We start from the raw sequence: 22,673 nt of genomic DNA on the forward strand, positions 1-22,673 counted from the left end.
GGGGCGCCGAAGCGCCCCTTCCCTGTGATCTGGATCCCTGCGGACCCCGTGCTGTCGTCCGGCGATCAGCCGTGCAGGCCGAGGTCTCCCTCGAACTGGCCGGCTTCCAGGCGCTCCTTGATGGTGACCAGGAAGCGGGCGGCGTCCGCGCCGTCCACGATCCGGTGGTCGTAGCTCAGTGCCAGGTAGACCATCGAGCGCGGCACGACGATCTCGCCGAGGTTCGGGTCGTCGATGACGACCGCGCGCTTGACGACCGCGCCGGTGCCGAGGATGCCCACCTGCGGCTGGTTGATGATCGGGGTGTCGAAGAGCGCGCCCCGGCTGCCCGTGTTGGTCAGCGTGAACGTGCCGCCCGACAGCTCGTCCGGCAGGATCTTGTTGTTGCGGGTGCGGTCCGCCACGTCGGCGATCCGCCGGGACAGGCCGGCCAGGTTGAGGTCGCCCGCGTCACGGATGACCGGCACGATCAGGCCCTTGGGCGTGTCGACCGCCATGCCCAGGTGCTCGGCGTCGTGGTACGTGACGGTGCCGGCCTCCTGGTCGATGGAGGAGTTGACCGCCGGGTGCGCCCGCAGTGCCTCGACCGCGGCCAGGGCGAAGAACGGCAGGAAGCTGAGCTTCACGCCGTGCTGCGCCTGGAAGTCGGCCTTGGCCCGCTGCCGCAGCTGGGCGATCTTGGTGACGTCCACCTCGACCACCGTGGTGAGCTGCGCCGAGACCTGCAGCGACTCGACCATGCGGCGGGCGATGGTGGCCCGCATGCGAGTCAGCTTCTCGGTGCGGCCGCGCAGCGGGCTGGCCGCCGGCTTCGGGGTGGCCGCCGACTGCGACTGCGGAGCCTGCGACTGCGCCGCCGCGGGCTGCGGGGCGGCGGCAGCCTTGGCCTTGTCGGCCGCCTCGATGACGTCCTGCTTGCGGATCCGGCCACCGACGCCGGTGCCGGTCAGGGACGACAGGTCGACGCCCTTCTCGGCAGCCAGCTTGCGGACCAGCGGGGTCACGTATCCGGCGTCGCCTGCACCGTTGCCGTTCACCGACTCGGCGCTGGGTGCTGCGGGCTGGGCGGCCCGCTCGGCGGCGGCCGGGTTCTGTGCCGTCTCGGCCTGCGGGGCCGGGCTGGAGTAGGAGCCGCCGGGCTCGATCGACGGCGCCGGCTTCGACTCGATTGCCGGCTCGGGCGCCTGCTGCGGGGCGGGGGCCTGCTGCTGCGGAGCCGGCGCCTGCTGCTGCGGAGCCGGCGCGGGCGGGGCCTGCTGCTGCGGAGCCTGCTGGGCCTCGGCCTGCTGCGGCGTCTGCTGCTGCGGGGCCGGGGCCGCCGCCGGGGCGCTGCCCGGGGTGCCGATGATCGCGAGGTCGGCGCCGACGTCGGCGGTCTCGTCCTCCTGGACCTTGATTTCCAGGACGGTGCCGGCGACCGGCGACGGGATCTCGGTGTCGACCTTGTCGGTGGAGACCTCGAGCAGCGGCTCGTCGGCCTCGACCGTCTCGCCGACCTGCTTCAGCCAGCGGGTGACCGTGCCCTCGGTGACGCTCTCACCCAGGGCGGGCATCTTCACCGCGGTGCCCTCGCCGCCGCCGGACTGCGCGGTCTGCGGCGCCGGAGCCTCCTGCTCGACCGGCTTCTCGGTCGACGGGGTGCTCGGCGCGGCGGGCTCCGGCTCCCGCTGCTGCGGGGCGGCCTCCTGCGGGGCCTGCTGCTGCGGGGCCTGCTGCTGCGGGGCCTGCTGCTGGGGGGCTTCCTGCTGCGCGGGCTGGGCCGGGGCCGAGTCGCCGGCGTCCTCGCCGTCGCCGGAGATGACCGCCAGCTCGCTGCCGACGTCGGCCGTCTCGTCCTCGCCGACGACGATGCGCGACAGCACACCGGCGGCCGGCGACGGGATCTCGGTGTCGACCTTGTCGGTGGAGACCTCGAGCAGCGGCTCGTCGGCCTCGACCCGCTCGCCCTCCTGCTTCAGCCAGCGCGTGACGGTGCCCTCGGTGACGCTCTCACCCAGCCGCGGCATGGTGACCGATACCGGCATGTCTCAGAACTCCTTAACCGCTTCGAACGGGATATCAGCTGTGGGCGTGCAGGGGCTTGCCGGCCAGGGCCAGGAAGGCCTCGCCGAGCGCCTCGTTCTGCGTGGGGTGGGCGTGCACGAGCTGCGCGACCTCCGCCGGGAACGCTTCCCAGTTGTAGATCAGCTGCGCCTCGCCGACCAGCTCACCCATCCGCGCGCCGACCATGTGCACGCCGACGACCGGGCCGTCCTCGACCCGGACGAGCTTGACGAAGCCCTGGGTCTTGAGGATCTGGCTCTTGCCGTTGCCGCCGAGGTTGTAGTTGTAGGTCGAGACCTTGTCGGCGCCGTACTGCTCCTTGGCCTTGGCCTCGGTGAGGCCGACCGAGGCGATCTCGGGGTCGGAGTAGGTGACGCGGGGGATGCCCGCCTCGTCAATGACCGCCGGACGCATGCCAGCGATCTCCTCGGCGACGAAGATGCCCTGCTGGAAGCCGCGGTGCGCGAGCTGCAGGCCGGGGACGATGTCGCCCACGGCGTAGATGTTGCCGACACCGGTGTGCAGCCGCTCGTTGGTGATCACGAAGCCGCGGTCCAGCGTGACGCCCTGCTCCTCGTAGCCCAGGCCCTGGGTCGTGGGACCCCGGCCCACGGCGACCAGCAGGATCTCAGCCTCGACGGTCTCGCCGCCGGCCAGCGTGGCGCGGACGCCGTTCTCGGTGTGCTCCACCTTCTCGAACGGCTTGCCGACCTTGAAGTTGATCTTCCGCTTGCGGAACGCCCGCTCGAGGGCCTTCGACACTTCCTCGTCCTCGGCGGCGACGAGCCGGGGCAGCGCCTCCAGGATCGTCACGTCCGCACCGAACGACTTCCACACGCTGGCGAACTCACAGCCGATGACGCCGCCACCCAGCACGATCGCCGAGCTCGGCACGCGGTCCAGCTTCAGGGCGTGCTCGCTGGCGATCACCCGGGTGCCGTCGACCTCGAGGCCGGGCAGGCTGCGCGAGTACGAGCCGGTGGCCAGGATGACGTTGCGGCCGGTGTAACGCTGACCGTTCACCTCGACCGTGTCCTGGGAGACCAGCTTGCCGGCGCCCTGCACGATCGTGATCTTGTCCTGCTTCAGCAGGCCCTGCAGGCCCTTGTACAGCCGGCTGACCACGCCGTCCTTGTACGCGTTGACGCCGGCCATGTCGATGCCGACCAGCTCCGCCTTGATGCCGAACTGCTCGCTCTCGCGGGTCTGGTCGGCCAGCTCCGCGGCGTGCAGCAGCGCCTTGGTCGGGATGCATCCGCGGTGCAGGCAGGTGCCGCCCAGCTCCGCCTTGTCGATCAGCGCCACCGAGAGATTCAGCTCGGCCGCACGCAGGGCCGCGGCATAACCGCCGCTTCCCGCGCCGAGGATCACGATGTCGAAGGTTCCGCCGGGCTGGCTCACGTCTACTCCCAGATCGCGTCGTTGCCACATGGGTCGCATGGTGGAAACGGTCACAGCTTTCCAGCTCATCTTGTCACTTGATGAACCAATCGATGCAGTCAGGTGCCCAACGACACGATGGTTCGTCGTACCCTTGCCGCAGTTGACGTGAAGGAGTCGTCCGTGGCCTGGTTCCGGCGGCGCAGGGAACCGGCCGCAAGGGGCGGCCGACCTGCGGACAAGGCAGCTCTCGAGCACCTCGCGGAGTTCGTCCGCTCCCGGCGTGGCGTCGAGGCCTATATCGAACCACGGACCACCGTGACCGAGACCACGATCTTGCTGATCGCCCACGACGGCGAATGGACCCGCCGCCGCATCGACTCACCCGAGGGCGCCCGCCGCTTCGCCCACCAACTCGCCATGCCCATCTACGACATCCGCCTCATGGGCTACCCCCAACGCATGCGCGACTACAACGCCCGCCAGAAACTCCGCCCCACCGACGGCGACACCCGAGACCGCGCCCAACCCGCCGACGAAGGCTGAGCAAGCAGAGCAACAAGGCGACGAGAGCAGCCCACGCGCCGGCGAGAGTGCGCCGGGCGAGAGTGCGCCGGGCAAGAGCGCGCCGGGCAAGAGCGCGCCGGGCAAGAGCGCGCCGGGCAAGAGCGCGCCGGGCAAGAGCGCGCCGACCTCGGCCGGGCGAGCCACCGACCTCGGCCGGCAGCAGCGTGATCAGGCCGGGACGGCAGATGCGCGGCGTGTGCCACGTGCGCCTGCTGTGGCCGTAGTTATAGGAAGCGCCGCCCAGCACGAAGCTGGACGGCGCCCGAAAGAAAGCCAGAAGACGAAGGTCAGCCGTTCTTTTCGACGTCGTCGATGAGGGTGAGGAGGGTGCGGACCGGGACTCCCGTGCCGCCCTTGGTCCAGTGCCCGGTGGGCTCGCCGGTGTGGTACGACGGCCCGGCGATGTCGATGTGGGCCCATTCGACGCCCTCGGCGACGAACTCGCGCAGGAACACGCCGCCCTGGAGCATGTGGCCGGCGCGGTCCATGCTGGCGTTGGTCTGGCAGATGTCCGCGATGTCGGACTCCATGCCCTTGCGGACGTCGTCGGGCAGCGGCATCGGCCAGGCCGGCTCGCCGACCGCGTCGCCGGCGGCCTTGACCCGCTCGCAGGTCTCGGGGGAGCCCATGACGCCCGCGATGCGCTTGCCGAGGGCGACGACCTGGCCGCCGGTCAGCGTGGAGGTCTCGAAGACGTAGTCGGTGCCGTCGGCGCAGGCGCGGGCGATGGCGTCGGCCAGGACCATGCGGCCTTCGGCGTCGGTGTTGAGCACCTCGACGCGCTTGCCGTTGAACATGGTGATGACGTCGCCCGGGCGGTACGCGGTGCCGGACGGCATGTTCTCCGCCATCGCCAGGTAGCCGGTGACGGCGACCTTGGGCTTGAGGGCGGCGACGGCGAGCATGGTGGCGCCCACGGCGGCGGCGCCGGCCATGTCGGACTTCATCTCCCACATGCCGGCGGTGGGCTTGATGCTGATGCCGCCGGTGTCGAAGGTGATGCCCTTGCCGACCAGCGCGACCCGCTTGGGGTTCGCCACGCCCGCGGGCGTGTAGGTGAGCTTGACCAGGCGCGGCGGGGCCTCGGAGCCCTGACCGACCGCGACGATGCCGCCGTAGCCGCCGGCCTTCAGCGCGTCGAAGTCGAGCACCTCGACTTCGAGGCCGGTGCCTTCGGCGGCCGCGGCGACGGCGTCGGCGAACGACGGCGGGCGCAGCTCGTTGGGGGCGGTGTTGACCCAGTCGCGGGTGAGGCGGACGGCCTTGGCGACGGCTTCGGCGCGGGTCACCTCGGTGGTGGCGGCGGCGTCGGCGGCGTCGGCCACGACGACCTGCAGTGCCTTGACCGGCTCGCGGCGGGCGGGCAGCGGCTTGGTCTTGTAACCGGCGAACCGGTACGAGCCGATCAGCGCGCCTTCGAGGATGCCACGCAGCGAGCCTGGGGCGTCCGCGTCGTCGGGCACCGGCAGGGCGAGGGCGACGGTGGCGCTGCCGGCGAGGGCGCGTACGGCGGCACCCGTGCCCCGGCGCAGCGTCTCGGTGGCGGGAGCGGAACCGGTGGGCTCGTCACCCAGGCCGACCGCGACGATCAGCGGCGCAGCGACGGTGCCGAGGGTCGCCAGCTTGGTGACCTCGCCGGGGGCGCCGGTCGCGCCGAGCAGGGACAGGGTGGCGATCAGCTTGCCGTCGAACGCGGCGGTGATGCTTTCGGCGCCGGCCGCGGGCAGCAGGGCACCGCCCTCCTCGGGCTGGCTGTGCAGGCCGATGACGACCGCGTCGACGGCGAGTTCGGCGGGGTCGCTGTCGACCAGGCTCACGGTGGGGGCGGGAAGGGTCACTGGAATGAACTCCGCGGCGGCTGGGCCGGAGCGCCCTCGTAGGTGGCTCCGGCGGCGTGGCTGCGCCCGGCGCGGGTCGCGACGGGCGGCGGTGGTTGTCCCGCCGATGCTAACCACATGCAAGGTCACGGGTAAGTTGCCACTCATGTCTGCCGACACCACGCCTGCGCTTCGTTCGCCGCTGCACGAGCGCCACCTTGCCCTGGGAGCCAAGTTCGCCGCGTTCGGCGGCTGGGAGATGCCGCTGGAATACGCGGGGGGAGGAGTCCTGCGCGAACACGCCGCGGTCCGGGAGGCTGCGGGCGTCTTCGACGTGTCGCACCTGGGCAAGGCGCGGGTGTCCGGTCCCGGCGCCGCGGACTTCGTCAACTCCTGCCTCAGCAACGATCTGGGCCGCATCGCGCCGGGCAAGGCGCAGTACACGTTGTGCTGCGACGACGCGACCGGCGGGGTGGTCGACGACCTCATCGCCTATCTGATCGGTCCCGACGAGGTCTTCCTCATCCCGAACGCCGCCAACACGGCGGAGGTGGTCCGTCGTCTGACCGCGGCCGCGCCTGACGGGCTGACGATCACCGATCAGCACCAGGAATACGCGGTGCTGGCCGTCCAGGGCCCGCAGTCGGCCGAGATCGTCAAGGGGCTGGGGCTGCCGGTCGACCACGAGTACATGTCGTTTTCCACGGCCACCCTCGACGGCGTCGAACTGATCGTCTGCCGCACCGGGTACACCGGTGAGCACGGCTACGAGCTGGTCGTCCCATGGGACGACGCGACCAAGGTCTGGGACGCGCTGGTTGAGGCCGGGGTCCGCCCCTGCGGCCTGGGTGCGCGCGACACCCTGCGGACCGAGATGGGCTACCCGCTGCACGGCCAGGATCTTTCGCTGGAGATCAGCCCGGTGCAGGCGCGGTCGGGCTGGGCGGTCGGCTGGTCCAAGCCGGCGTTCTGGGGCCGCGACGCGCTGCTGGCCGAGAAGGCCGCGGGCGCGCGTCGGACCCTGCGGGGCCTGGAGCTGACCGGTCGGGGCATTCCGCGTGGGCACATGCAGGTGTTCGTGGGGGAGACCCAGGTCGGGGAGACGACCAGCGGCACGTTCTCGCCGACGAAGAAGGTGGGCATCGCGCTGGCGCTGCTGGACACGTCGGCGGGGCTGGCCGAGGGCGACCTCGTCGAGATCGACATCCGCGGCCGCCGCATCGAGGCGAAGGTCGTGAAGCCCCCGTTCGTCGAGACCTCGGTGCGCTGAGTCCCGGTTTTTTATAGGTACGGGCACAGGCAGCGCCCGTGGCACCCGCCGCGGCGCTGCCGTCCCGACCCGATCACGCCGCTGCCGGGTCAGCTGGTGGCAAGCGCGACCAGGGTGAGGGTCGTTGCCAGCTCGGCCACTGCGCCCAGGACGTCACCGGTGATGCCGCCGAAGCGGCGGACGGCATGCCGCACCAGCAGCAGCACGACCAGGACGACGGCCGCGACGACGGCCGGGCCGGCCCACGGGCGTCCGGGCACCGCCCAGATGGCACCGGCGGCGACTGCGGCCGTGGCTGCTGCGGCCACGGGCAGCGGGACGGTCGAGGCCACCAGGGCGCCGAGGCCGCCCGGTCGGGCCGCAGGGACGCCGCGGCGACAGGCCAGCGTGATGGCGAGCCGGCCCGTGGCCCAGGCGACCACGATCGCTACGGCGGCAGACCCGCCGGCCGCTGACCAGTTGGTGCTCGTGGCGGGTCGGGCGGTGAGAGCTGCTAGCGCGGCGGCCTGGACCAGCAGGGTGAGGACGATCGCCGCCACGCCGAACGGCCCTATGTCCGGCTTTTTCATGATTTCTAGGGCTTCGGCGCCGGACTTGTAGGAGCCGAGCGCGTCCACCGTGTCCGCCAGCCCGTCCAGGTGCAGTCCGCGGGTCAGCAACACGCCCAGCGTCACGGTCAGCGCGGCCCCGAGCAGGCCAGCCGGCAACAGGGCGTGCACACCGGCCAGGACCACACCCAGCAGGGCGCCGACCAGTGGAGCCAGCGCCATCGCTGCTCGCGCCGAGCCGCGGTCGACCCGGCCGGTCCGGACCGGCAGTACGGTCAGCGTGGTCAGGGACAGGCGGAGCCCGTCAAGCACCGCGCTCCTCGCTCAGCTCGTCGTCCCCGGGCGCAGCCAGCAAGGCCGGGTGGACGCCGAGCACGCCAGCCAGAGCGATAGCCGAGCGCAGCAGCGGCAGGGCGGCCAGCGCGTTGGCGCCTTCGCCCAGGTCGAGACCGAGATCGAGCACCGGCGTCAGACCGAGCACGTCCGCGCCCTGCCGCACCAGGTTCTCCCGCCCGGCGTCGGTGAGCAGACACCAGTGCCGGCTCTGCGAGGCCAGGTCGCGGGCAACCAGGCCGGCGGCGATGCCGACCGGGCCGTCGAGCAGGACCGGCATGCGTCGGGCGCCCGCGCCGAGCACCGCGCCGGTCGCCACGGCCAGGTCCGCGCCGCCGAGCTGGGCCAGCATGTCTTTGGCGCCCCGCGTCTCCTGCCGAATCCGGTGCATGGCGTCACGGACCGCAGCGCACCGCCGCATCCACGCCTCGTCGTCGTACCGGGCGCCGGGCACGAGCACGCGGGGCAGCAGCGCCACGGGTTCGGCGCCGGTGATGGCGGCGACGACCGCGGTGGCGGCGGCCTCCGTGCCCGTACCGCAGGCGCCGATGACCAGGGCCTCGCGCCCGGCCGCTGCGGCAGCGCCGGCCAACTCCCAGCCTTCGCGCAGCGCCGCGTCCACGGCGGCCTCGTCGAGCACCGGGCCGTCCTCCATCGCGCCGGAGCGGGCCACCCGGACCACGGTGATGTCGGCGTCCGCGGTGGCGGCGAGCCGGGCCAGCGCGCCCTCGCCCGCCTCGGCCTGCGCGGTACGCCGGTCGGCCTCAGCAGGGTCGGACCCGGCGGAAGCGCCCCCCTCGTGCCGGCCGTCGATCAGCAGTACGCGGACCGGACCCCACGGCCGGGGAATGGCCGTGCACTGGGTGGCCGCGGCGAACTCGACGGCCTCGAGGAGCACGCCGATGCCGGCACCGGGCAGGTCGAGCCGGTCGAGCCGATCCCGGGCGTCCGGTCCAGCATCGCTGTCCGGCAGCGGCAGGTCCATCCCGGCCTCGATGACCGTGTCGGCCAGCTCGTCCGGGCCACTCGGGCCGGCTGCGTTCTGCTCGTCCCCGGGCAGGGTGAGCGGTGCCCCTGCCGCCGCTGCGGAGATCCGTGCCTGCTCGGGTGCCGCAGGTGCCGAGGCCGGTGCGGTGGTGCGGGCTGCTGCAGCCGCGGTGGGGGTGGCTGCTGACATTGCGTCGTGGGCGGCGGGCTCGACGGTCCGCGGTCGGTGATCGGCCGGGACAGCACTGTCCTCGGCCTGGACGTCCGTGATGATGCCGCGGTCGTCGGGTCCGGACTTGAGCCAGGTCGGGCGGCCCGCCAGCACGAACGCCACCCGGTCGCAGGCGTCGGCGAGGGCCTGGTTGGCCGTGCCGAGGGCGTCGGCGAAGGCGCGGCCCACGGGCGTGGCCGGGACCAGGGACAGGCCGACCTCGGGGCTCACCACGACCACCCGGGCGGCGCAACCGCGGACCGCCTCGGCCAACGCCGTCACCGTCGCCACGTCGTCGTTCGGTTGGTTCGCCGGGTCGAGCAGGGCAGCCACCCAGCCGCCCAGGTCGTCGACCAGCAGCATCTCGCCCGGTTTGGCGTCGGACAGCAGTTCGGCGAGCCGGTCCGGGCCGGCACCGGTCTCCTCGGTGCTCCAAGACTGCGGGCGGCGCCGCTGGTGCGCCTCGATGCGCGCGCGCCACTCGGGGTCGTCCTCGCCGCCGACAGCGGTCGCGACGTACCGCACGGAGGGGGCTTCGGCGACCAGGGCTTCGGCGAAAGCGGATTTGCCGGACCGGATCCCGCCGAGCACCAGGACCGAACTCCACCCGTCTGCAGACATGCCCCGTACCTTAGATCCGTGCCCGGCGATCATGCGGGCCGACCCGGTCCGTTCGGCGCTCGGCCCGCACGGCAATCCGGCAATTCCGCGCGCTGCCTGACGCTGCGCGGCGGCGCGCACACCGTAGGGTGGGACGCAATCACAGTCCCGGCATCGAGGAGGGCGACCCGCATGGCGTGGAGTTGGCGGTACGAAGGCGTCGACGGGCAGCCGGTCGACGGCCCGGCCGAATCGTTCAGCAGCCAGGCCGACGCGGAATCCTGGATCGGCCAGGCGTGGCGCGATCTGGGCGCCGGCGGGGTGGCTCAGGTAACGCTGGTCGAGGACGACCGGGTCGACTACACGATGAGCCTGCTGCCGACCGAATGAGCAACAGCTACCAGGTCAGCCGCAACGCACCGCGCAGCGCTTTCGTCCCCAGCCCGGTCTTCGTCGGCATCCTCGCGATCGTCGCGGTCAGCGGGTGGATGGCGTGGACCGGGTACGGCAACGTCCGCGTCGACATCTTCCTGCTGGTCCTCTCCGGCTGGGTGCTGTCGCTGTGCCTGCACGAGTACGCCCACGCGCTGGTCGCCTACTTCTCCGGCGACGGGGGCGTGGCCGACCGCGGCTACCTGCGGCTGAACCCGCTGAAGTACTCCCATCCCGTGCTGTCCATCGTGCTGCCGCTGGTCGCCGTGGTGCTCGGCGGCATCGGCCTGCCCGGCGGCGCGGTGTGGGTGGACCACACGCACATCGGCAGCAAGGTCAAACAGTCGCTGATCAGTGCCGCCGGGCCGGCCACCAACGTGGTCTTCGCCCTGCTGCTGGCCGCGCCGTTCGCCTTCGGGGCGGGCGACGACCTCGGGCTGGCCCACGGCCCGAACGGCGACGTCGTGGTGACCGGCGAGCACGGCGCGTTCTGGCTCGCCCTGGCGGCACTGGCCTTCCTGCAGGTCATGGCGAGCGTGCTCAACCTGCTGCCAGTGCCCGGTCTGGACGGTGGCAACATCCTGCACCCCTGGCTGAGCCCGCCCTACCAGCGCGCGTACGACATGTTCGCCCCGTACGGATTCATCTTGTTGTTCGTGCTGCTCTGGCAATCGAAGATCAACGCGGCGTTCTTCGGTCTGGTGACCTGGCTCGCCGGGGTGCTGGGCGTGCCGGAGATCGCCGACTACGGGCTCTTCCTCATGCGGTTCTGGGAGGACGTCTAGGGTCGTCGCGCCGGACTCACCGTCTTGGCGGGGTCACGTTCGGGCAGGTGGCCAAGCACTCGGTCGATCGCCGCCAGCAGCTCCGCGTCGAGCCGTACCCCGGAAGCTTGGGCATTGTCGCGGACCTGCTCGGGCCGGGACGCTCCGATGATCGCCGCCGAGACGTTCCGGTTCTGCAACACCCAGGCGATGGCGAGCTGCGCCAGCGACAAACCGGCCTGGTCCGCGAGCGGCCGCAGATTCTGCACGGCCTCCAGCACCTCGTCGGTCATCAGCCGCCTGATGAAATCCGCACCCGACTTGTCGTCGGTGGCCCGCGACCCGGCCGGCGGCGGGCTGCCCGGCAGATACTTGCCGGTCAGCACCCCCTGAGCGACCGGCGACCACACCACCTGGCCCACGCCCAGGTCCTCGCAGGCCGGAATCACCTCGGCCTCGACGACCCGCCACAGCATGGAGTACTGCGGCTGGTTCGCGACCAGCCGGAACTTCAGCTCGCGGGCCAACGCGTGCCCGGCCCGGATCTGGTCGGCCGTCCACTCCGAAACGCCGATGTAAAGCGCCTTCCCGGCGTGCACGATGTCAGCGAACGCCTCCATCGTCTCCTCGAGCGGCGTCGAATGGTCATAGCGGTGCGCCTGATAGAGGTCGACGTGGTCGGTCTGCAACCGGCGCAACGACCCGTCGATCGACGCCATCAGATGCTTACGCGACAGGCTCCGGTCGTTCGGACCCGGCCCGGTCGGCCAGAAGACCTTCGTGAAAATCTCCAGCCCGTCGCGCCGCTCCCCGTGCAACGCCCGGCCCAGCACCTCCTCGGCGCGCGTCCCCGCGTACGCGTCAGCAGTGTCGAACGTTGTGATCCCCACCTCGAGCGCGGCGCGCACACACGCGGCGGCCGCGTCCTCCTCCACCTGGGAACCGTGAGTGATCCAGTTGCCGTACGCGATCTCGCTGACCAACAGCCCGGAACGGCCGAGATGACGAAACTCCATGTCCGCCGACCCTACCCGGCGTCAGAGCACAGGACGGGTGCCGGCGCGCAGCCGGTCGACCTCCCGGATGACATCCGCCGGCTCCGCGTGGACGACGTCGACGAGCGGCACACCGTGGCGGTCCACGGCACCCCAACGCCCCTGAACGTCACCGATCACATACGCCACCGGGTGGATCAGCACCCGGGCGTGCACCGGCGGCACCAGCACCTGCCCCGCACGGTCGACCACCCCGAACAGCCCGCCAGCCTCCACCACCGCGAGGCCCTCCGCGGTGAAGCCGTCCTCGACCTCCCCGCCGGACGTCAGCGCGGTAGCAAACGCCGCGTACTCGTACGGCACCACGACCCGCCCGTGCCGGTCCAGTGCGCCCCAGCCGCCCTTACCGACCGCCGCAACCCCATGCCGGAACGGCCGCACATCGTCGAACCCACCCGGCACGATCACCCGGTTGTGCCAGTCCACAGCAAACCACCCGCCGGCATCCTCCCGCGACACCCACGCCAACCCGTCCGAGAACGCCCGCGCCTGCCGGTAGCCGGACGTGGCATCGATCAGCAAAGTCCCCGACTCGTCGACCAACTCCCACGCGTCACCGTCCGGTCGGCGTACCCACGCGGCGCCCTCGTGGAAGGGCTGAGTCTCCGAGTAGGACGCGGGGATGACGAGGTTGCCGTCGCTGTCCGCGTACCCGGAAAGGCGGGTTTCGTGGTCGGAAGCCGGCTGCGGCGGACGGCTCTGCTGCAGAACTTCCTCGCGCGAGCGCGGATACGGACCCCAGCCACCCTCCTGCACCCGCGCCATGACGGCGTCGAGCGCGGCACCAGCCCGCGCCGCCAGCTCCGGATCCTCGCCCCGCCGCAGCTCCGAGGCCAGCTCGAAATGGTTGCACGCCTCCAGGTAACGACCCTGCTCATAGCAGGACTTACCCGCGTTCAGGTGCAGCTCGGCCCGCAGCATCCCCGGCAGTTCGACGGAATTGACCTCCGCATAAAGCCGATCGGCCTCCGCGAAGTCACCCCGCCACTGCTGCACCAGCGCCAACCGCGCCTGCACCACCGCAACCTGCCGGAACTCCCCAGCCGCCTCGGCATGCCGCAGCGCCTCCCGCGCATCCGCCAACGCCCGGCCGTGCTCCCCGAGCACCCGACTCACCACCGCCCGCAGGCTCAGCAGCCGCGCCCGCACCGCGTCACGCTCCGCGTACTCCACTTTGTCCGTCAACCGATCCCGGACAGCCCGCAGCTGGTCCAGCTCCGCGGCGGTCTCCCGCAACGTGACGGGATCAACCTGCCACGGGTACGCGCTCAGCACCTCCTCCGGATCCACCAGCCTCGGCGCGGCCTCCCACTCTTCCTCCGTACGCTCCGCGTCGTCCTGTCCTACAGCGGGGGTGGCCTCGGCGGGGGTTGCTGGGTCGGCGGCTTCCTCGGGTGCAGCCGGATCTTCTGGCTCGGCGGCGTTCTCGAACTCGGCATGGTCCGCCTCGGCGATGGCACCGGGGGCGTCGGGTTCGGGGGCGGCGCTTTCGGATTCGGGGGTGGCGATATCGGCGGCGGCGATGGCCGCCGGCTTCGCGATGTCCTTCCTGGCCGCCGTGCCTTCGTCGACCTCGTCGACCTCGACCTCGACCTCGACCTCGTCGACCTTGATCTCGACATCGTTGGTGTCGATCGCGACCGCGACTTCGACCTCGTCGGCGTCGACCGCGACGACCGCGACTTCGACCTCGTCGGCGTCGACCGCGACGACCGCGACTTCGACCTCGTCGGCGTCGACTGCGACGTCGTCGGCGTCGACCTTGACCTTGACGTCGTCGACCTTGATCTCGACATCGTCGGTGTCGGCCGCGGCGTCGTTCTTCGCCACGTCGGCAGGTTCGGGGTCGTCCAGTGCCCCGTGAGCTGCGTCGACTGATTCTTCTTGGCTCGGCTCGCTGTCCGATGCCGCCGCGGCATCGACGTGGTCCATGGTGGAGGCAGCTGGAACTGCCTCTGCCACGCTCGGTGCCTCTGCTTCTTGCTCGACCCGAACCGCATCCGGCGAATCCGCGGCAGGGCTGTCCGAGACGTCGACGGACGAGAACCAATCCGACTTCGGCGTACCGGTCGGCGCTGCCCCACTCACCGGTGTCGCGCTGATCGGCGGGCCACTGACCGGCGGGCCACTGACTGGTGCGTCGCCGGAGGGTGTGCCAGCGATAATCCCGGTCGGAACGCCGCTTACTGGCTCGGCAGCGTCCGGTCCATTGCCCTGGCGGGCGTCAGCATCGTCGGCCACGGATGGCGCCGCGGACACCGGCATCGACTCGGGCGCGGAGGTCAGCGCACCGAGGCCACTCAGCGAAAGCAACCACCCCAGCCCACGGCCATCCTCGTCGGCTCCTGCACCCCCGGTCTCGCCGTCACCCGGCTCGTCGCTGTCCTGGCTGTCACGTACGTCGCTGTCACGCGTGTCGCTGTCCTGGCTGTCACGTACGTCGCTGTCACGCGCGTCGCTGTCTTGGCTGTCACGCGCCTGGCCGGTGTCTTCGCCGCCGCTGATCTCGGCGTTGTCTTCGTCGGCGTTGAGGCCGGCCGGCTCTGCGACATTTGGCTCTGCATTGATCGGCTTTTCCACCACAGGCACTGCATCGATGGCGGCACTGGTCGGCTCTGCGACGGCTGGCGTACCACCGACTGATGGGGCGAATGCCGTCTCGGCGTGCGCAGACTCCCCGGTTGTCCCTTGATCCTCGCCCGGCCCGGCGATCACCGTTGCCGCGACAGCCGGCGCTACAGCGGTCGTTTCCTCAACTACCTCGGCCGTTTCCTCAACCGCGGGCCCGGTGACGGTCGCCTGCACGGCTTCCTGCCTCGCGAGCGTGTCTCCGACTTCTTGATCCGCTTCGATTCGCGGGCCGAAACCGGACTGAGGGAACGTCAGGTCGCCGACCCCGGCCTGCAGGTGCACTGGCGGCGCCCACGGATGCGCCGGCGGGGTCAGGTCGGACTGCGGCTGCCACCCGGACGGCTGAGTCGGTGGAACTGAGCGGTGGAACACCGGCTGTTCCGGTGCCGCGGGCGGCTGCCGTTCAGCAGGCGGCTGGGTAGGGGGTTGCGGTGCGGCTGGTTGCCAGGCGGCTGGCGGTTGGGTGGAGAACGGTGTGGTGGGTGGCTGCCGTTCAGCAGCCGGCTGGGTGGGGGATGGTGTCGTCACGGCTGGATGCCAGGCGGCCGGCGGCTCGGCGGGAGACGGCATCGCAGGCTGGCTCGTTGCCAGGGGCATTACGGTCGGCGGCGCCGTGGGTGCGGGCTGGTAGGGCGGGGGTGGCAGCTGCCGGGTCGTCTCCGGCCGATACCAGGCCTGGGGAGCAGCCTGTTGCTGCTGCCGGGCCTGGAGCGGCGCAGGGAAACGGGGGTCGGTCGGAGGCTCGGCGCTGTGCGATCCACGCCGAGGTGCAGCCGGCCGGCCGGCGCCGTGTTCGGCGCTTTGGGGTTCCCAGGCCGGGCGGGTGTCGGCGTGGTCGGAGCGCCGCTGGTCGGGGTGTTCCGGGTGGCGGGTGACGGCTTGTTCCTGGCGCCGCGGGAGTTGCTGCGGGGAGTTCTGTTCGCGGGAATCAGGGTGCGGGTAGGGCCGCTGCTCTGGCCGACCAGGGAACGGCTGCGACGCGAACGGTGCCTGCCCAACGGGCGGCCGCGACGCAAATGGTGATTGCCCTGCGGGCGGGGCGGCGGGTTGCGGCGCAAATGGTGATTGCCCTGCGGGCGGGGCCGGCGGTTGCGGCGCAAATGGTGATTGCCCTGCGGGCGGGGCCGGCGGTTGCGGCGCAAACGGTGCCTGCCCCGCAGGCGAGGCCTGGGAGTGCTGCGCGAACGGTGGCTGCCCGGTGGGCGGGGTGGAGCGCGGCGGGGCTAGTTCGCCGGATTCGTGGTGCGCTATGCGTGGGTCGCCGTAGGGCTTGGCGGATCGCGGCTCGGGGCGTGGCCCGGCGAATCGGGCTTCGCGCGGCCCGGGGTGGGTGCGCTGCCGCGGATCGGGTTGAGTGGGCAGGGACGAGGCGCCCGGGTAGCCAGGGTGGCCTCGCTGGTGATCGTCGTCGGCCTGGCGTTGCTGCAGCGGCACGGCGCGGTTCCAGGCTGGCTGCTGCGGCGCGGGTGCCTGGTCGGTCGGTGCTGTCCAGGACGGCGGTGGCTCCGGTGGCCGTCCGACGGTGGCTCGGCCGGCCCCGGGCGAAACCGGCCTTCCCGCGCTCGGTGACACGGGCCGGCTGGTTCCCGCGGATTCTTGCCGGCCGGCACCCGACCCGGCCGGCCAGCCCATTGCCGCGGACATCGGCGTCGCATACCCAGGGCCGGAGCTGTGTGGGGCAACCTGCGACGGATGCCCCGCTCGGGAAGCGGATGCCGAATTGCCCACGCCGGCGTCGTGGTGCGAAGAGCCCGCACCCGAGCTGTGGTTCCCGTAGCCCGGCGCGGAGTCCTGGTGCGGGTAGCCCGGCCCAGAGAACTGAGAGGGGCGGCCCGGTCCGGAGTCCTGGTTCCCGTAGCCCGGCCCGGAGACCTGGTGCGGGTAGCCCGGCCCGGAAACCTGGTGCGGGTAGCCCGGCCCGGAGGCCTGCGAGGGGTGGCCTGGTCCGGAGACTTGAGCGGGAAATCCGGGCGCGGAGATCGGGGCGGGGTGGTCGGGCGTGGAGATCGGCGGCCCGGAGGCCTGGGCGATGGTGCGGAAGTCGGCGTCCCAGCTTGCGGCGGCGGTGGCTGCGGCGGAGGCGTCGTAGACCGGGTGGTGGACCGCTCGGCGGCTGCCGGGGTCGCCGGGGTAGCGCTGGCCGGGCAGGGGTTGCCATTCCCAGGTGATTTCGTAGACCCAGGCGGGTTCGTCGTCCCAGCCGCCGACGCCTGCGTGGGAGCTCCAGCCGTTCATGCCGGACCCGGTCGGGTACGGGAGGGCTGATCACGCTGCGTCACGACGACGTTCCACCTTGTCGAAAATTGCTCGGTGGCGGGGCGGCGCACCGGGTACAGTCGCCCGGCTCCAGTGCGGGGTCGTGAGAGGAGATTAACGGCGTGGACGGGCTGGACGCCAGGGTGCCGGCGATCTCTCCCCGCCGGCCGTTCCGAGCTGGGGTCGCTACGTTCGGTGCGCTTTCTTGGTCGGGTTTCCGGAGGTATGCGTCCTACCGGCAGGCGACTGTAGCCGGATCGCGGACGGGCAGCGGGCCTCGTTCGACCTGCTGACCTCGGCGGCGGGCGCGGTGGTGGGCGAGCTGACCGCCTTGGCTTCGGTCCGCGACCTGTCCCTGGTCGAACCGGACATCGAGGACGTGGTGGCCCGTCTCTATCGCTCCTAGCGGTGTTCCATCAGCAGCACCGCCCACGTCCCCGGTTCGAGCGCCTCGTAGTGGTGGGGCACGTCGCCCGGAAACGCCACGTAGTCGCCGGGGCCGAGTTCGACCAGCTCACCGGCCGGGCCTGCGCTGAGCCGCCCGGCGGCCACGATCACGTGCTCGACGCTGCCGGGAATGTGTGCTTCGGCTTCGCGCGGCTGCCCGGGTTCGAGTTCCATGACGTAGAGGTCGCGGCGTGCGTGGGTGGACCCGGCCGCGAGCAGGCTGGCGGCGAAGTCGGCCCGGTCGGCCCGCAACCGCGGTTTGTCGCCGGCCCGCACGACCCGCACGCTGGGCGCGGGGGGCTCCACGAGCCGGCTGAAGGGTACGCCCAGCGCGACGCCCAGTGACCACAGCGTCTCGATGCTCGGGTTCCCGCTGCCGTTCTCGAGCTGTGACAGCGTGGATTTCGCCAACCCTGCCCGCCGGGCCAGCTCGGCGAGCGAGATCCCGACCCGCTCCCGTTCTCGGCGTAGTGCGGCGGCGATGGTGGCCAGCGGGGGAGCCGGCTCCGACATGTTCACTCCATCGGTCGATTCGTTCGGTTTGACGAACGCACGGTCTGCCGTTCATTATTTTGAACTATGCGTACGCCATCCCGAACACCGGACCGCGTTCTGCTGCGCGACGCGGCCGCCATCGCCGCCGCCATGGTCGCGGTCGGGGCGTCATTCGGTGCCATCGCGATCGCGTACGGGCTGCCGACCTGGGTGCCGTTCGTCATGTCGACAGTGGTGTTCGCGGGTGGCTCCCAGTTCCTGGCGGTGGGCCTCTTCGCCGCGGGTAACCCGATCGCCGCGGTCGCGGCGGGCCTGCTGCTCAACGCCCGCCACCTGCCCTTCGGCCTGGCCGTCGCCGCCACGATCGGACCGCGCTGGCGCGACCGCCTGATCGGCAGCCACCTGATGACCGACGAGGTGGTGGCCTTTACCCTGCGCGAGCCGGATCCGGCGCGCCGTCGGCGCACCTACTGGCTGATCGGCGTCACGCTCTTCACCTCGTGGAACGCGGGAACGGCACTGGGGGTGCTGCTCGGGGGCGCGACCGGCGACCCGGCCACCCTGGGCCTGGACGCGGCGTTCCCGGCAGGCTTGATCGCCCTCATCCTGCCATCGCTGCGGGACCGCGACACCCGCATCGCGGCCCTCGGCGGCGCCGCGCTGGCGGTGGCGCTGACTCCGGTGCTGCCCGCCGGCCTGCCGGTGCTGTGCGCGCTCCTGGGCCTGTTCGCCGTCTTCCGCCCCCACCGGCCGGACCCCACGAAAACCCCCGAACCGCGTGGCGTGGGGGAGGCGTCGTGCTGATCGCGTCGATCATCGTGCTCGCGGTGGGCACCTACGTCATGCGGCTGAGTGGGGTGTTGCTGCGGGACCGGCTGGAGCTCTCCGACCGCCTGCAGCGTCTACTCCCGATGGCCGCCGCCACGCTGCTGGCGGCGTTGGCCGGCACCGCGGCGCTGATGGACGGCAGCGGCTTCGCCGGGGTGGCCCGCCCGGCCGGCGTGGCCGTTGGTGCCCTCCTGGCCTGGCGGCGCGCGCCGTTCGTCGTGGTGGTGCTGGCAGCCGCATTGACGGCGGCGCTGCTGCGCCTGGCCGGAGTTCCCTAGGCAGGCTGGACGAGACGGTGTGCCCGACCAGCCGCCCGGACGACCACGCACGCTGGGCCGACCGGCCCGGCGTCGGATCAGATCTTGGCGCCGAATTCGACCTGGGGCTTGGGGACGCGCATGCGGCGGAAGGTGAGGCCGCGCATGATGCCGTAGAGGTAGAGGGAGCCCATCCGCTGGGTCGTGTCCGGGAAGCGGGCGGTGACCAGCTTCTTGATCCGGCGGGAGATGAGGATGCTGTCCACGACCACCGTGATCGCGAGGACCGCCCAGAGCGCGTTAGCGGCGAGCCGGACCTGCATGGGCATCGTGCTGTAGGAGCCGACGAACACGATGATGGCACCGGCGAAGAACCAGGTGCCGGCGGTGCGCCGGGAGTCGACGATTGCGCGGACCAGGGCGCGCTCGGGGCCGCGGTCGCGGGCCAGCAGGTAGCGCTCGTCGCCGGCGCGCATGCCGGCCGAGGCCTCGGCGCGCTCTTCGCGCTGCCGTTCGCGCATCTGCTTGTACGCCTCGCGCCGGTTGGCCGGGGCCTGGGTCACGTCGTGCCGGCGCTGCACGCTGACGCGTTTGGGCGTCTGCTGGCCGAGCTCCTTCTTGGAGGGCGTGTAGCCCTTGGGCCGCGGCGTGGCGGGGTCAGGCGTCACCTCCTCGACGGCATCGGCGACGAGTTCGGTGGACTTTCGGCGAAACAGCGAGGGCACCCCAGCAGCGTAGCCAAGCAATGCCGGAAAGCCGAAACCGCGCCGCCGATCTTCGGATCAACGACGCGGTATCGATACCGAACGGCGGTCAGAGGCGCTCGGTGTGTGCGCCCAGCGCCGCCAGCTTGGCCTCGAAGTGCTCGTAGCCGCGGTTGATCAGGTCGACGCCGTACACCCGGGAGGTGCCTTCGGCGGCGAGTGCGGCGATCAGGTGGCTGAAGCCGGCGCGCAGGTCGGGGATGACCAGGTCGGCGGCGTGCAGCTTGCTGGGGCCGGCGATGACCGCGGAGTGGATGAAGTTGCGGCGGCCGAAGCGGCAGGGCGTGCCACCGAGGCAGTCGCGGTAGACCTGGATCGTGGCGCCCATCGAGTTGAGCGCTTCGGTGTAGCCGAGCCGCTGCTCGTACACCGTCTCGTGCATGATCGACAGGCCGCGGGCCTGGGTCAGGGCGACCACGAGGGGCTGCTGCCAGTCGGTCATGAAGCCGGGGTGCACGTCGGTCTCCAGCGCGACGGCCTGGAGCTCGCCGCCCGGGTGCCAGAACTTGATGCCGCCTTCGACACCGGTCACGCCGGGGCGCGGCACGCGAGCCTCGGTGACCTCGAACTGGCCGCCGATGGAGCGGAAGACGTTGAGGAACGTCATCATGTCGGCCTGCTGGGCACCCAGGACCTCGATCTCGCCGCGGGTGGCGAGCGCGGCGGCGGCCCAGCTGGCGGCCTCGATGCGGTCCGGGATCGGCTTGTGGTTGTAGCCGGTCAGCTTGGGCACGCCGAGGATCTCGATGACCCGGTCGGTGTGCACGGTGATGATCGCGCCCATCTTCTGCAGGACGCAGATGAGGTCGATGATCTCCGGCTCGATGGCGGCGTTGCGCAGTTCGGTGACGCCCTCGGCGCGGACCGCGGTCAGCAGCACCTGCTCGGTGGCGCCGACGCTCGGGTACGGCAGTTCGAACTTGGTGCCGTGCAGCCCGTTCGGCGCGGTGAGGTGCATGCCCTCAGGCGTCTTGTCGACGACCGCGCCGAACTGGCGTAGCGCCTGGATGTGGAAGTCGATCGGGCGCGGGCCGATGTGGCAGCCGCCCAGGTCGGGGATGAAGGCGTGGCCGAGCCGGTGCAACAGCGGGCCGCAGAACAGGATCGGGATCCGCGACGACCCGGCGTGCACGTTGATCTCGTCGCTGCTGGCGCGCTCGACGTTGGTGGGGTCCATGACGAGCTCGCCGTCGTCGGCGCCGTCGGTGACCTTGACGCCGTGCAGCTCGAGCAGACCCCGGACGACTTCGACGTCACGGATGCCCGGCACGTCGTAGAGGCGGCTCGGCGACTCCCCCAGCAGGGCGGCGACCATGGCCTTGGAGACCAGGTTCTTGGCGCCACGGACCCGGATCTGTCCCATCAGGGGTGATCCGCCGTGTACGGCCAAAACGTCGTCGGTCAACGCAACCTCCATCAACACGGGCGCAGGGGAATCCGCGGCAGCCGCCCGGGCAGCATAGCGCTGCGTGACCGTTGCAGAAATCATCACAACGCCCAGGACGGCACGAATTGCGGATGATTAAGGCAACAAAAAGCTTCGCCGCAGCGCAGTGCGCCACGCCGATTACAGAAAGTGATTTCTTACGGGAGCGCCAGCATCTGATCGAGGGCGATCCGGGCATACTTCGCGGTGTCCGGATCGACAGTGATCTGGTTCGGCACCCGACCCGCGACGAGCTCCTCCAAAGACCAGACCAAATGGGGGAGGTCGATGCGGTTCATCGTCGAGCAGTAACAAACCGTCTTGTCGAGGAACATGATCTGCTTGTCCGGGTGGGCCAGGGCCATTCGGCGGACCAGATTGAGCTCGGTGCCGATCGCCCAGGCCGAGCCGGCGGGCGCGGCCTCGAGGGCCTTGATGATGTATTCGGTCGAACCGACCATGTCGGCGGCGCGGACGACCTCGTGGCGGCACTCCGGGTGGACCAGCACGGTCACCCCGGGGACCCGCTCGCGGACCTCGCGGACGCTGTCGAGGGTGAACCGGCCGTGCACCGAGCAGTGGCCCCGCCACAGGATCATCTTGGCGTCGCGGAGCTGCTCGGGGGTGAGCCCGCCGTGCGGCTTGTGCGGGTCGTAGAGCACGCAGTCGTCGAGCGAGTAGCCCATCTCCAACACGGCGGTGTTGCGGCCCAGGTGCTGGTCGGGCAGGAAGAACACCTTCGACCCCTGCTCGTACGCCCAGTCCAGCGCGCGCTTGGCGTTGGAGGAGGTGCACACCACGCCACCGTTGCGGCCGACGAAGCCCTTGATGTCCGCCGAGGAGTTCATGTAGGTCACGGGGACCACGTCGTCGACGATGCCGAGCTCGGTGAAGTGGTCCCAGGCGGTCTCGACCTGACCGAGGACGGCCATGTCGGCCATCGAACAGCCGGCGGCCAGGTCGGGCAGGATGACCCGCTGCGCGTCGGTGGTCAGGATGTCGGCGCTCTCGGCCATGAAGTGCACGCCGCAGAAGACGATGAACTCGGCGTCCGGCTTGGCGGCGGCCTCGCGGGCCAGCTTGAAGGAGTCACCGGTGACGTCGGCGAACTGGATGACCTCGTCGCGCTGGTAATGGTGGCCGAGCACGAACACGCGGTCGCCGAGCGCGGCCTTGGCGGCGGTGGCGCGGGCGACCAGGTCGGGATCGCTGGGGGCGGGCAGATCGCCGGGGCAGTCGACGCCGCGCTCACTGGCCGGGTCGGTGCCCTTGCCGAGCAGCAGCAGCGCGAGCGGGGTGTTCGAGGGTTCGGTCCAGGTCGACGTCACGCCATCCATGGTTCCACAACCCCGCTCAGCGCTCGGCGCCCCCGACGGTGTTGTGAACCACTACCTACGGCGGTTGGTGAATCTGGTCGCGAGCTTCTGGAGCTTGGCGCGATTCTCGGGCTTGGCGAGCTGCTGCTGGCCCTGCTGGATGAGGCGCTGACCCTGGGGGCTGCGCAGGAACGTCTGGAGGCGTTGCAGGAGCGTGGGCATGACATCAAGGTTGCCAGGACTCCC

The 22,673-nt window shown here is 71.4% G+C and carries 21 protein-coding genes; 9 read left to right on the plus strand and 12 right to left on the minus strand.

Annotated features, from left to right (window positions below; all coding sequences use genetic code 11):
• Positions 1 to 65: 65 nt before the first annotated feature.
• Both sucB and lpdA read right to left on the minus strand, forming a co-directional pair.
• The gene (sucB, locus tag ACIA1L_RS05280) at positions 66 to 2,024 is read right to left on the minus strand and encodes a 2-oxoglutarate dehydrogenase, E2 component, dihydrolipoamide succinyltransferase (RefSeq protein ID WP_396071258.1); all 1,959 of its coding nucleotides are present in this window, start codon (positions 2,022 to 2,024) and stop codon (positions 66 to 68) included.
• 34 nt (positions 2,025 to 2,058) lie between these two features.
• Positions 2,059 to 3,474, minus strand: a complete 1,416-nt coding sequence (gene lpdA, locus ACIA1L_RS05285) for a dihydrolipoyl dehydrogenase (RefSeq protein WP_396071259.1) — start codon at positions 3,472 to 3,474, stop codon at positions 2,059 to 2,061.
• A gap of 87 nt (positions 3,475 to 3,561) precedes the next feature.
• Between lpdA and ACIA1L_RS05290 the strand changes: the two genes are divergently transcribed.
• On the plus strand, positions 3,562 to 3,969 hold the full coding sequence (locus ACIA1L_RS05290) for a hypothetical protein (RefSeq protein ID WP_396071260.1): 408 nt from the start codon (positions 3,562 to 3,564) through the stop codon (positions 3,967 to 3,969).
• 308 nt (positions 3,970 to 4,277) lie between these two features.
• On the opposite strand, the gene ACIA1L_RS05295 is transcribed toward ACIA1L_RS05290, so the two are convergent.
• A complete protein-coding gene (locus tag ACIA1L_RS05295) occupies positions 4,278 to 5,828 on the minus strand; it encodes a leucyl aminopeptidase (protein ID WP_396071261.1) in 1,551 nt (516 codons plus the stop codon).
• A gap of 145 nt (positions 5,829 to 5,973) precedes the next feature.
• Between ACIA1L_RS05295 and gcvT the strand changes: the two genes are divergently transcribed.
• Entirely contained in the window at positions 5,974 to 7,077 is a 1,104-nt protein-coding gene (gcvT, locus tag ACIA1L_RS05300) for a glycine cleavage system aminomethyltransferase GcvT (RefSeq protein ID WP_396071262.1), read from the plus strand.
• A gap of 89 nt (positions 7,078 to 7,166) precedes the next feature.
• On the opposite strand, the gene ACIA1L_RS05305 is transcribed toward gcvT, so the two are convergent.
• Complete coding sequence (locus ACIA1L_RS05305; RefSeq protein WP_396071263.1) at positions 7,167 to 7,937, minus strand: adenosylcobinamide-GDP ribazoletransferase; 771 nt, start codon at positions 7,935 to 7,937, stop codon at positions 7,167 to 7,169.
• A complete protein-coding gene (locus ACIA1L_RS05310; protein ID WP_396071264.1) occupies positions 7,930 to 9,777 on the minus strand; it encodes a bifunctional adenosylcobinamide kinase/adenosylcobinamide-phosphate guanylyltransferase in 1,848 nt (615 codons plus the stop codon). The genes ACIA1L_RS05305 and ACIA1L_RS05310 overlap by 8 nt, the downstream gene beginning before the upstream one ends.
• Positions 9,778 to 9,948: 171 nt before the next feature.
• Between ACIA1L_RS05310 and ACIA1L_RS05315 the strand changes: the two genes are divergently transcribed.
• Complete coding sequence (locus ACIA1L_RS05315) at positions 9,949 to 10,146, plus strand: hypothetical protein (protein ID WP_396071265.1); 198 nt, start codon at positions 9,949 to 9,951, stop codon at positions 10,144 to 10,146.
• Complete coding sequence (locus ACIA1L_RS05320) at positions 10,143 to 10,973, plus strand: site-2 protease family protein (protein ID WP_396071266.1); 831 nt, start codon at positions 10,143 to 10,145, stop codon at positions 10,971 to 10,973. Before ACIA1L_RS05315 ends, ACIA1L_RS05320 begins: the two co-directional genes overlap by 4 nt.
• On the opposite strand, the gene ACIA1L_RS05325 is transcribed toward ACIA1L_RS05320, so the two are convergent.
• Both ACIA1L_RS05325 and ACIA1L_RS05330 read right to left on the minus strand, forming a co-directional pair.
• The gene (locus tag ACIA1L_RS05325) at positions 10,970 to 11,968 is read right to left on the minus strand and encodes an aldo/keto reductase family protein (protein ID WP_396071267.1); all 999 of its coding nucleotides are present in this window, start codon (positions 11,966 to 11,968) and stop codon (positions 10,970 to 10,972) included. The two genes, ACIA1L_RS05320 and ACIA1L_RS05325, sit on opposite strands and share 4 nt — an antisense overlap.
• Before the next feature lie 21 nt (positions 11,969 to 11,989).
• The gene (locus ACIA1L_RS05330; protein WP_396071268.1) at positions 11,990 to 14,587 is read right to left on the minus strand and encodes a WG repeat-containing protein; all 2,598 of its coding nucleotides are present in this window, start codon (positions 14,585 to 14,587) and stop codon (positions 11,990 to 11,992) included.
• A gap of 84 nt (positions 14,588 to 14,671) precedes the next feature.
• Between ACIA1L_RS05330 and ACIA1L_RS05335 the strand changes: the two genes are divergently transcribed.
• The 3 genes from ACIA1L_RS05335 to ACIA1L_RS05345 all read left to right on the plus strand — a co-directional run bounded on the left by ACIA1L_RS05335 (position 14,672) and on the right by ACIA1L_RS05345 (position 17,300).
• Entirely contained in the window at positions 14,672 to 14,998 is a 327-nt protein-coding gene (locus ACIA1L_RS05335; protein WP_396071269.1) for a hypothetical protein, read from the plus strand.
• 471 nt (positions 14,999 to 15,469) lie between these two features.
• Entirely contained in the window at positions 15,470 to 15,661 is a 192-nt protein-coding gene (locus tag ACIA1L_RS05340; RefSeq protein ID WP_396071270.1) for a hypothetical protein, read from the plus strand.
• Positions 15,662 to 17,099: 1,438 nt separating this feature from the next.
• Positions 17,100 to 17,300, plus strand: a complete 201-nt coding sequence (locus ACIA1L_RS05345; RefSeq protein ID WP_396071271.1) for a hypothetical protein — start codon at positions 17,100 to 17,102, stop codon at positions 17,298 to 17,300.
• On the opposite strand, the gene ACIA1L_RS05350 is transcribed toward ACIA1L_RS05345, so the two are convergent.
• On the minus strand, positions 17,297 to 17,854 hold the full coding sequence (locus ACIA1L_RS05350) for a helix-turn-helix domain-containing protein (protein ID WP_396071272.1): 558 nt from the start codon (positions 17,852 to 17,854) through the stop codon (positions 17,297 to 17,299). The genes ACIA1L_RS05345 and ACIA1L_RS05350 overlap by 4 nt on opposite strands.
• A 66-nt stretch (positions 17,855 to 17,920) precedes the next feature.
• Between ACIA1L_RS05350 and ACIA1L_RS05355 the strand changes: the two genes are divergently transcribed.
• Positions 17,921 to 18,640 carry an AzlC family ABC transporter permease gene (locus ACIA1L_RS05355; RefSeq protein WP_396071273.1) on the plus strand — a complete coding sequence of 240 codons (720 nt, stop codon included), beginning with the start codon at positions 17,921 to 17,923 and terminating at the stop codon, positions 18,638 to 18,640.
• On the plus strand, positions 18,634 to 18,942 hold the full coding sequence (locus ACIA1L_RS05360) for an AzlD domain-containing protein (RefSeq protein WP_396071274.1): 309 nt from the start codon (positions 18,634 to 18,636) through the stop codon (positions 18,940 to 18,942). Before ACIA1L_RS05355 ends, ACIA1L_RS05360 begins: the two co-directional genes overlap by 7 nt.
• Before the next feature lie 77 nt (positions 18,943 to 19,019).
• Here the strand turns inward: ACIA1L_RS05360 and ACIA1L_RS05365 are convergent, their stop codons facing one another.
• From ACIA1L_RS05365 to ACIA1L_RS05380, 4 genes are all read right to left on the minus strand, one after another.
• Positions 19,020 to 19,646 carry a DUF3043 domain-containing protein gene (locus tag ACIA1L_RS05365; RefSeq protein WP_396071275.1) on the minus strand — a complete coding sequence of 209 codons (627 nt, stop codon included), beginning with the start codon at positions 19,644 to 19,646 and terminating at the stop codon, positions 19,020 to 19,022.
• Between the two features lie 88 nt (positions 19,647 to 19,734).
• Positions 19,735 to 21,090, minus strand: coding sequence for a UDP-N-acetylglucosamine 1-carboxyvinyltransferase (gene murA / locus ACIA1L_RS05370; RefSeq protein ID WP_396071276.1), 1,356 nt, complete (start codon positions 21,088 to 21,090; stop codon positions 19,735 to 19,737).
• Between the two features lie 179 nt (positions 21,091 to 21,269).
• The gene (gene nadA, locus ACIA1L_RS05375) at positions 21,270 to 22,448 is read right to left on the minus strand and encodes a quinolinate synthase NadA (protein ID WP_396071277.1); all 1,179 of its coding nucleotides are present in this window, start codon (positions 22,446 to 22,448) and stop codon (positions 21,270 to 21,272) included.
• Positions 22,449 to 22,499: 51 nt separating this feature from the next.
• Positions 22,500 to 22,649: a hypothetical protein gene (locus ACIA1L_RS05380; protein WP_396071278.1), complete on the minus strand. Its 150-nt coding sequence runs from the start codon at positions 22,647 to 22,649 to the stop codon at positions 22,500 to 22,502.
• Positions 22,650 to 22,673: the final 24 nt, after the last annotated feature.

The organism is Actinoplanes sp. NPDC051859 (assembly GCF_044452725.1).
Lineage (GTDB): Bacteria > Actinomycetota > Actinomycetes > Mycobacteriales > Micromonosporaceae > Actinoplanes.